Source organism: candidate division WOR-3 bacterium (genome assembly GCA_039801905.1).
Classification (GTDB): Bacteria; Hydrothermota; Tepidihabitantia; order Tepidihabitantales; family JBDRVQ01; genus JBDRVQ01.
Genome location: JBDRVQ010000048.1, coordinates 1 through 9,558, shown reverse-complemented (window position 1 = coordinate 9,558; position 9,558 = coordinate 1). Strand labels below are relative to the sequence as shown.

At 42.3% G+C, this 9,558-nt stretch carries 11 protein-coding genes; all 11 read left to right on the top strand.

Annotated elements, in window-relative coordinates:
• Window positions 1-138: 138 nt before the first annotated feature.
• The 11 genes from ABIL00_07770 to murJ all read left to right on the top strand — a co-directional run bounded on the left by ABIL00_07770 (window position 139) and on the right by murJ (window position 9,368).
• The gene (locus ABIL00_07770; GenBank protein ID MEO0110656.1) at window positions 139-507 is read left to right on the top strand and encodes a hypothetical protein; all 369 of its coding nucleotides are present in this window, start codon (window positions 139-141) and stop codon (window positions 505-507) included.
• Window positions 504-869: a hypothetical protein gene (locus ABIL00_07765; protein ID MEO0110655.1), complete on the top strand. Its 366-nt coding sequence runs from the start codon at window positions 504-506 to the stop codon at window positions 867-869. Before ABIL00_07770 ends, ABIL00_07765 begins: the two co-directional genes overlap by 4 nt.
• A 364-nt stretch (window positions 870-1,233) precedes the next feature.
• Window positions 1,234-2,724 (top strand): hypothetical protein, encoded by a 1,491-nt coding sequence (locus ABIL00_07760; GenBank protein MEO0110654.1) that lies wholly within the window; start codon window positions 1,234-1,236, stop codon window positions 2,722-2,724.
• 170 nt (window positions 2,725-2,894) lie between these two features.
• Entirely contained in the window at window positions 2,895-3,140 is a 246-nt protein-coding gene (rpsP, locus tag ABIL00_07755; GenBank protein ID MEO0110653.1) for a 30S ribosomal protein S16, read from the top strand.
• Window positions 3,137-3,376, top strand: coding sequence for a KH domain-containing protein (locus tag ABIL00_07750; protein MEO0110652.1), 240 nt, complete (start codon window positions 3,137-3,139; stop codon window positions 3,374-3,376). Before rpsP ends, ABIL00_07750 begins: the two co-directional genes overlap by 4 nt.
• 39 nt (window positions 3,377-3,415) lie before the next feature.
• Window positions 3,416-4,156, top strand: coding sequence for a tRNA (guanosine(37)-N1)-methyltransferase TrmD (gene trmD / locus ABIL00_07745; GenBank protein MEO0110651.1), 741 nt, complete (start codon window positions 3,416-3,418; stop codon window positions 4,154-4,156).
• 29 nt (window positions 4,157-4,185) lie between these two features.
• Window positions 4,186-5,094 (top strand): ABC transporter ATP-binding protein, encoded by a 909-nt coding sequence (locus ABIL00_07740; GenBank protein ID MEO0110650.1) that lies wholly within the window; start codon window positions 4,186-4,188, stop codon window positions 5,092-5,094.
• Window positions 5,095-5,096: 2 nt separating this feature from the next.
• Window positions 5,097-5,858, top strand: coding sequence for an ABC transporter permease subunit (locus ABIL00_07735; protein MEO0110649.1), 762 nt, complete (start codon window positions 5,097-5,099; stop codon window positions 5,856-5,858).
• 1 nt (window position 5,859) lies between these two features.
• Entirely contained in the window at window positions 5,860-6,726 is an 867-nt protein-coding gene (locus tag ABIL00_07730) for a hypothetical protein (protein MEO0110648.1), read from the top strand.
• 29 nt (window positions 6,727-6,755) lie between these two features.
• Window positions 6,756-7,811 carry a thiamine phosphate synthase gene (gene thiE / locus ABIL00_07725; GenBank protein MEO0110647.1) on the top strand — a complete coding sequence of 352 codons (1,056 nt, stop codon included), beginning with the start codon at window positions 6,756-6,758 and terminating at the stop codon, window positions 7,809-7,811.
• Between the two features lie 6 nt (window positions 7,812-7,817).
• The gene (murJ, locus tag ABIL00_07720) at window positions 7,818-9,368 is read left to right on the top strand and encodes a murein biosynthesis integral membrane protein MurJ (protein MEO0110646.1); all 1,551 of its coding nucleotides are present in this window, start codon (window positions 7,818-7,820) and stop codon (window positions 9,366-9,368) included.
• Window positions 9,369-9,558: the final 190 nt, after the last annotated feature.

Sequence of the window (9,558 nt, the reverse complement as noted above, 5' to 3'; positions counted from 1 at the left end):
AAAAGCCAATAAGTCTTTGAGAGATAAAGACTTAGAAAAGTAGGAAATTTAGTGTCAGAAAATGGGGGGTATTTCCGTTATTTATATGTAGGGGGTATTGGGTTCTAATCCCAACCCCGAAAAGAAGAGAGGTGTGATATGAGAGATGCTTTAAGAAGGGTAGAGAAGTATCAATCTAAATTAGACCCGGAGATTATCGGAAGAGACCTTGCCCAATTGAAGGAGAAGATGGTATCACAGATTGGCGCCTATTTTATAGAGATTTTTGAGATTGAGACAAAGGCAAAGGCGATTTTAAGTGAATATGACATACCGGTTAGTCTTATTCCTTCTTACCTCTGCTATGCCCGGGAATTATATAGCCTTTCTAAGAGATATGCGGGATTTCCCTTATTCCGGGAGATAAGGATTAGGGAAGGGAAATGGCGAGGAAGAGAGTTAGACCTAAATATCCTAAAAAGGATAAGGGTTGATATCTTCGGCATAACTTTACCGGAGGAGATATGAAAATCGGAATGCGGAATGCGAAACTCGTAATATCCATAAAAAGAGACCCGATTAAGAGATTGGAGAAGATGGCAAGAAGATATAGTCTTTTTTATCCCAAAGCAAAAAGGAAATATCTAAAAGGGATAGCGGACTATATTCTATTTGTGGAAGAGAAGGTGAAAGAGATTTTAGAGCGGCGGGGGATTTCGGTTATTTATCATTTTGCCTATTATGCCTTCGGCAGAAAGATTTATAAACTCGTAAAAGAGAAACGAGAAGAGGAAATTCCTTTTATAATTGAAGACTGGGTAAGAAATAAAGGTCTTTCCAAAGAAGTCCTATTAGAAATTAAGGAGGCATTAACGGAGAAACTGACCTAAAAATTTCTTCCTCCTCCCCACTCTCTCCTCCCTCAAACCGGAGGGGATTATCTTTATAAAATTGGGTGAAGCATACAGGGGATGGTATCGGGGGTCTAATTATGGGCTTAATTGGCAGTCTAATAATTGGTCTAATAAATGGCTTAATCCTTAGTCCAATCCTAATAGTAATTAAGGGGCTAACTTTGAGAATAAGAGAAGGAATAATAGGATAAGTAAAGGAAATTCTAATTGGGATAGTAAAGGGAAGTCTAAAGAAAAGCCTAATAAGAGAATTAACCCGAGTTCTAATTGAGAACGAAATCAGGAAGCAAGCCTGAACCATCTTACGGAGTTTAGAGATTGTGACCTTTGCCGGTTACCGTTGACAAGGTCGCTGGTATGGGTACAATACAAAATTATGATGTCGGAGGTGAGTAGTGGCAAAAAGAAACCTAATTTTGATTATGGTTTTATTGACGTTGGTAGGCACTATGACGGTTCCCCGCGCTCTTATCAACTGCGGCACCGATTGGGATGCCTGGGGGGACTACGGCAAGCAGAAGTTCTATGGGAAACCGGGGTATACGAACCGTCAAGGCTTCCCGGCAATCCTCTTTTTGAGTATATCCTAACGATTATCTACCCTTTGGGAGGTTATATTAGTTCAAACCTATTTGTTCTGGTAATGTTCGGATTGTCAATTTTTGCCTTCTGGCAATTGGTAAAGGAAGAAATAAATAATATGGTTTTGGTCAGCATCTTTGCTCTCACTCCTATTCTTTTAGTCAATGCCGTCACAACCCTCGACTATATTCCCGGTTTAGCCTGTCTCATTCTTTCCTATCTCTACGCGACCAAAAAGAACTATATTCTAACCAGTTTATTCTTGGGGCTGGCGATTGGTTTCCGTCTATCCAATGCTTTTGTACTCGTATCGCTGATTCTTTTCTTTGTCTTAAATCGAGATAAAATATCTAAGATATTCTTTTTTTCTATCCTGAGTCTTGGGATTGGGTTGATATTTTACTTACCGATATTTATTAGATACCGATTTGAGATGTTTAATATCCCAACTTCACTTTTATGGCATAATCCGGTATTATATTGGGAAAGGACGATTTACAATCTAATTCTGCTTTTTGGACCAATTGCTACTATTGGGATTATTTTGATATTTCTGATTAACCGCTCAAATATTCTACAATCTCTCAAAAAAGACTTAAAGGGTAAATCTCCGATTTTTATCTTCAAAGGAGCGACGCTTATCCTTTTTCTTCTACTTTTCTTTCGCCACTCCGATGAAACAGCCTATCTGATTCCCATAATACCTTTTTTCTATCTTTTAATAGCCCACTGGCTATCAAAAAGGCAATTAATTTTGGTTGGCATCCTGATATTCTCCTCTGCCTTTTTGGGTCTCCAAATAAAGCGGAGTGAACGATGGGGGATAACTCTTAAACCGGTTTGGGGAACTGTAATTGAGGATTATCTAATGCGTAAAGAGTTGGAATATCTAAGGGAAGGAATCGCTAAGATTAATCTTCCCAATAAGGTTGTAATCCTCACTGGTTTAGGTCCCCAGCTCACTTATAAAAATAATTGGCTCGTGGAGGCAAAAAAAGAAGACTTAACAGAAGATTTAGAACCTAATGGTATCAGTGGACCAATATTTAGAATCAAAAACCGAGAGATATTTCTCGTGCATTCCGTTTCGTTGGAAAATGCCATACGACTTCAAAAAGGTGGTTATGGCCTTTATATGTTTTCCTTTTACGCACCGGGAGTAGCAATTCATAAATATCACTACGACCCCTACCAATTAGGCATAAAAGAATTAAAAATTACGGGTAGAGATGCCTTCTATAGAAGGTAGATCTTTATAGAGCAAGCAGAGGATTTCACTTAGAGGAAAAATCCTGTCCACTACCCTTAGGAGGCCTAAAAATTAATCCTAAGGGATTAGCAAGTTTAACAGATAATACTCATGAGTCTATTAAAAATTACCCTTGACATTTTCCAAATTTTTATTATCTTTCATTATAGATGGTTAAGATAAGACTGAACCGAATGGGAAGGAAAAACTTCCCTTTTTATCGGATAGTAGTTACCGATTCCCGACGGGCACGGGATGGTAAATACATTGAAGCCGTCGGTTACTATAACCCACTCAAAGAGGAGGTGAAAATAGACACCGAAAGGGTTGCCTACTGGCTCTCCTGTGGGGCAAAAACCACAGAGATAGTAAACCGACTACTTAAAAAGAAAAAAGATACAGGAGGTGAACTATGATGCCGCTTAAGGAATTGGTTGAAAATATCACAAAATCGCTCGTTGATAACCCGGATAAGGTCAATATCAAAGAAATATCCGGTGAGCGAACCCTCATCTTAGAACTCCGGGTCGAAAAAGGCGACTACGGTAAAGTAATTGGTAAGGAGGGTAGAACCGCCAAAGCGATCCGGCAGATTCTTTCTGCCGCGGCAATGAAACAAGGAAAGAGAGCCCAGTTAGAAATACTGGAATAGTCTAATGTATTTACCATCCTGCCCGCCGGGAAATTCGGTATGCTTTGCCATATTGTTACGATCTTCCCCGAATATTTCACCGGGATTCTCAAAACCGGGGTATTAAGAATCGCCCAAGAGAAAAAAATCTTAAGTATCTCTCTGATTAATCTCCGCGATTTCGCTGATAATTCCTATCGCACGGTTGACGACTACCCTTATGGTGGAGGAAGTGGGATGATTATGAAACCAGAGCCCATCTTCCGCGCCGTAGCGGCAATAAAAGAGGAAGAGTCCTATATTATTCTTACTTCTCCCGCCGGCAGGAGGTTTGATCAAAATCTGGCAAGAGAGTTATCCCAGAAGAAACATCTCATTTTCATCTCGGGTCGCTATAAGGGGGTAGATGAAAGGGTTAAGTATTTAACTAACGACGAGATCTCAATTGGGGACTTCATCCTTTCCGGAGGTGAGGCGGCTTGCGCGGTAATTTTGGAGGCAGTGGTCCGGCTCCTTCCCGGGGTGGTGGGAGATGAAGAATCTATCGTTTCTGATTCCTTCGTCTCCGGAATTTTGGATGCCCCCCATTACACAAGACCAGCTAATTACCAAGGCTACGAAGTACCAAAAATCCTCCTTTCGGGAGACCACGAAAAGATAAAAAGATGGCGGCGCAAAGAGGCTTTAAGAAGAACCCTCTTGCGCCGACCCGACCTCTTAAAAAATGCCCCCCTCTCTCCCGAAGATTTAAGGTTATTGGAAGAGATTAAAAGGGAGGAAGGGAAAGAGAATCAAGATTGACTTTTCTATTTTATTTATTATAATGAAAAATGGCGGTAATTAAAGCGGAAAACCTCACGCGGGATTATAAAGTCGGTTTTGGGGGTTTTAAGAAAATTCGGGCTCTGGATTCCTTAAACTTAGAGATTTTCCCAGGGGAGATATTCGGTTTTTTAGGTCCGAATGGTTCCGGTAAGACAACAACGATTAAGTTAATTTTAGGTCTCATCAAGCCCACATCCGGGAAAATTACCGTTTTTGGGAAAAGTCCGACGGATACGAAAATTAAGAAGAGAATCGGCTATCTCCCGGAATCACCCTATTTCTATGATTATCTCACCGCCTACGAATTTCTTTCTTTTTGTGCCGAGGTTGTAGACACTAAGGAGAAAAGGATTGACGAACTGTTAAAATTGGTTGATATGACGGAAGCTAAAAATACCCAGTTGGGAAAATTCTCCCGGGGTATGTTGCAGAGAATTGGGGTTGCCCAGAGTCTTTTGGGTGATCCGGAACTGGTGATTCTTGATGAGCCGATGGGTGGTTTAGACCCAATCGGCCGAAAAGAGGTTAGGGATATCATTGTCAATTTAAGGAGAGAAGGAAAGACCGTCTTCTTCTCCTCCCATATCCTTTCCGATGCCGAGATGATTTGCGACCGGGTAGGAATTTTGGTGAAAGGGAAGTTATTAAAGGTGGGACGGACGGCAGAGATCCTCTCTGAGGAGATTGAATCAATAGAGATCACTGCTAAAAACCTTTCGCCGGAGCAAGAAAAAGAATTAGCCACTCTTTCGGCGCGGGTTTTGAAAAGCGACGGGAAAGTGATGTTTATCGTTTCTACACCCGAAGAGAGGGATAAGGTGATAAGATATCTCGTTAATACCGGAGGGGAGATTGTTTCCGTCGTGCCGAGGCGCAAGACCTTAGAAGAGTATTTTATGAGCTTTGTTCGTTAGTTATGAAAATAAAGCCCGTCATCTTAAATACCTTTATTGAATCGGTTCGGGATAAGATTCTCATCATCCTTATCGTCCTCGGTCTTCTCCTGATGGCGAGTGCCAAAATTGTTCAACCCCTCGCCTTGGGCGAAGAGAGTAAGATAATTAAAGACTTAGGCCTTTCGGCAATAAATCTCGTCAGTGTCCTCATCGCCATCTTCGTCGGTGGCCGGTTGATTTATAAAGAGATTGAGAAGAGGACAATCTATATCGTTCTCGCCAAGCCGATAAGGAGGTGGGAATTCATCTTAGGAAAGTTCTTTGGCCTACTTTTGGTCCTTTTTATCTCCCTTCTCCTTTTAGCCATCGGTTTTTTCCTCGTCCTCTTCTTCACAAGAATCCCAGCGGACTTCTCCCTCCTTTTGCCCCTCCTCTTTCTCATCTTTGAACTTTCCATCATCACCGCCCTAGCTCTCTTCTTCTCCACTTTTGTCACACCGATCGGTGCCTCCATCTTCACCTTCCTTCTCTATTTCGTTGGCCACTTAACAAGAGATTTGAAAGCGTTCGCCGCGATGGTTAAAAATCCAGCCCTCACCTTCTTGGCAAACCTATTCTATTATCTTTTGCCCAACCTCGCCAATTTCAATATCAAAGGGATGGTGGTGCACAATGTGCCCATACCCTTAGGGGTAATTATCTTTACTCTGGTCTACGGTGTTATTTATACCGCGGGACTCCTCTTCCTCGCTACCCTCATCTTCCAAAGAAAAGACCTCTGAGATGAAGAGGCGCTTCCTTTTCCTCAGTCTGATCATTATTCTTTCCTGGTTATTCACCGTGGCCCGCCTCCAACTGATTATTGACCAAAAAAGGAAGAAGCCTTTACGAGAGTTATTAGTGGAGGAATTGGCTTACTTTCCATCGGGAAAATTCTTAAAACCTGTGGTGATTGAATACGAAAATCTTATCGCCGATCTGATTTGGTTGAGGGCGATTCAGTATTACGGGCACCATTTAATGACCGACCGGCGCTACACCTGGCTTGGCCATATCTTTAATATCCTAACCCAACTTGACCCAAAATTTGTTGGTGCCTATCGCTTTGGGGGGATGACTTTGGCTTGGGATGCCGGTGAACCAGAGGAGGCGATAAAACTTCTCCGCCGGGGGATGCGTTTTAATCCCCTGCGGTGGGAATTACCCTTTGATATCGCCTTCACTTACTATATGATTCTCAAAGATTACGTAAAAGCGGGAGACTATTTCTATTTGACAAGCAAGATGCCCGAGACTTGGGGCATCTCTCAGCGCTGGGCGGCTTTTAGTTGGGGAAAATCGGAAAACCGAAGGGAGTTTGGCAAAATTATCTTCCAGGATTTATACCAGTCAACCAAAAATCCAGAGATGAAAAAGATTGCCCGCCGGGGGTTAAAATTTATCAAAAGGGAAGAGGATATTGATTACCTCCAAAAGGGCTTGGATCAGTACTACCGAAAATATAAGAAATATCCAAAGACCTTAGGGGAACTACTCGCCTCCGGATTTATTGATAGCATCCCCAAGGAACCAACCGGTGGTTTTTATACTATTGTTACCGATACCACGGGAAAAGCGAAGGTTACCCACTCTTTTCCCAAGCGCCGTTGAAAACTTCTTTTAATTCTCATAAAAAGAAAATGAACTACCGGATAATTGATGTCAATCTCAATCGGTTAAGGGAGGGACTCAAAGTATGTGAAGATTTACTTCGCTTCCATTACGAAGACCAGAAACTTCTCTTCTCTTTGAGAAAGATACGCTCTCTCCTCTTACCGCTAATGAAAAAAATTGAACCAGAGGTTATCCCTTTCCGCCTTTCGGAAAGGGACTTGGGAAGGGGGAGGGAGTTTGATTGGACAGAGCGAAAAGAGATTAGTGCTCTCTTTCTGGCGAATATCAAAAGGGCGCAAGAAGCCTCTCGGGTTTTGGAAGAGTTTATTAAAATCAGTGGGATTAAACTTCCCCGTTTAGAGAAGCGACCCGACTTTAAAGCCATCCGTTTTCTCCTTTACGACTTAGAGAAGGAGTTTATTCAGAGATGGGGGAAGAGGCTCATCCTCCGAGTTTATGCAATTTTGGATTTTGGAAGTTTGGCGAATTTTTTTAGTAAAATCCCTCCCTTATCCGAGTTGGGTTTTCTTCTGGCTACCGCTTCTGATGCCATTCAATTCCGCGGCCTAAAGGACGCTTCCAGTTGGGAATTATTCCGGCAAGCGGAGGAGATAAAAAAGGGGATAGAGAAGGTAAAAAGGAAAGTCCTCTTTTTAATTAACGACCGGGTTGACCTCTGCTTAGCCTCCGGAGCGGACGGGGTTCATTTAGGAAAAGAGGATATCCCCTTAGAAAGAGCCCGGGAGATTTTACCAGAGAAGATTATTGGAGCGACAGTGAGAAATCTTAAAGATTTAAATTTTGCCGAAAGGAGCGGCTGCGATTATGTGGGTTGTGGTTCAGTTTTTCCTTCACCGACCAAACCCGAGGCCAAGGTGATCGGTTTGGAAAGGTTGAAGATGATTGTGAGAAGGAGTTCCTTACCTGTTGTGGCAATTGGGGGGATCAATCAGAAAAACTTACCTCAAGTTTTGAAAACCGGGGTGGCGGGGGTGGCTTTCGTTTCCGCCATCTTTTCGGGGGGTAGGGTAAGAGAGAATCTAAGAGAGATTAAAAAGATAATAAAGGGGTATTATCCCTGAAGCCCGATGATAAGAAAGGTGAGTATTTTTACCTTGGGCACCTTAATTACCCGAATTACCGGTTTATTACGAGAATCGGTCTTTGCCTATCTCTATGGGGCATCAACTTCCACCGATGCCTTCCAGGTTGCCTTTCGCATCCCGAATCTTCTCCGCGATCTATTTTCCGAGGCAGCTCTCTCAGCAAGTTTTGTGCCCACCTTCTGCGAAAAATTAAAGAAGAAAGAGCCTTCTGATGAAATATGGCGTTTCGCCTCCAATCTCTTCAATATCATCTTAATTTTTGTCGGGGGGATTGTCCTTCTCTTAATCTTCTTTTCCCCTTCGGTTGTTCATTTCTTAGGGATGGGTTATAAGAATGTTCCTGGAAAATTAGAATTGACTAATAACCTTACCCGGATTATGCTCCCTTTTTTACTATTTGTCTCTCTCGCCTCCTTGGTGATGGGCATTCTCCTCTCCTTCGGTAAATTCTTTATTCCAGCAATCGCTCCGGTCGGTTTTAATCTCGTTTCCGTAACTATCCCCCTCGCCACCTTTTCCCTATTCCGTTTTTGGAATAAAGACCCAATTTACGCCATGGCCTATGGAGTTCTTTTTGGTGCCATCGCCCAATTAGTTATTCAAATTCCGGCTCTGAAAAGCAAGGGGTTTAAGTATAAATTGTATTTCAACCTGAAGGAAAGTTCGGCTAAAAGGGTCTTTTCCTTATGGCTTCCGATGGTTTTGGGTCTCGCCGGTTACCAAGTGAATTTTGCGGTCAATACTTTTTTAATCACCTTTTTAGAGGAAAAGTCAATCACCTATCTTAATTATGCTTACCGGATTATGCACCTTCCCGCTGGCCTTTTTGGAGTAGCGGTAGGAACGGTTGCCTTACAGGAATTTTCTTTTGTTGGTGCCGAAGAACTAAAAGATAAGATTGATGAGGCGATAAGATTGACTTCCATTCTTACCTTACCGGTTTCGGCAATCTTAATCGGCCTTTCCTATCCGGTGGTCCAATTACTCTACGAGCGAGGGCGATTTACCAATCTTGATACCCTCTATACCGCCCGCGCCCTTTTTCTTTACACCTTTTCTGTTTTTCCCGCGGCTTGTGTCCGAACTTTTGCCTCCATCTTTTATTCCTTAAAAAATACAAAGACCCCGGCTCTAATCGCCGCCTTCATTGTTGCCTTGAATATTTTCTTAAATTTAAATCTGATGCGCATCCTCCGCTATCTCTCTTTCCCTTTAGCGACCTCATTAGTTTCTTTTCTTCACACCGCCTTCCTTTATTTCATCCTCCGGCGACGGATTGGCCCTCTATTCAAAGAAGACTTCATCCCCTTCTTTTTTAAAATTTTCCTCCTTTCGCTTCTTCTGGGATTCTTCTCCCATCGGACCTTTCTCTTTTTACAAAGGTTCAAATTTTCTCCCCCTTTTTTAGTCTTCCTGCCTGCTGTTTTCAGTCTTCTCCTCTTCTATCTTCTCTCTTTTCCCCTTAAAATTAAAGAGGTGAAGAATTTCGGTGACGCCGTCTTTTTGGGAAAGGGGTTTAAAAAGGGCATATAAAGACCTTTGGGTATTCCTCCCCCCTGGGGCGGAGATTTTTCACTTTCCCAAACGAAGTGCTGGCGTCTTTCATCAAAATAAAATCTTACCATAGCTAGGATGTAAATTTTGTTGATAATTTGGATACTTTTCATTCTTCGTCTTCTATGGAAAGACTATACTTTTTACGATATGCCTCGTCAAGTCTTTT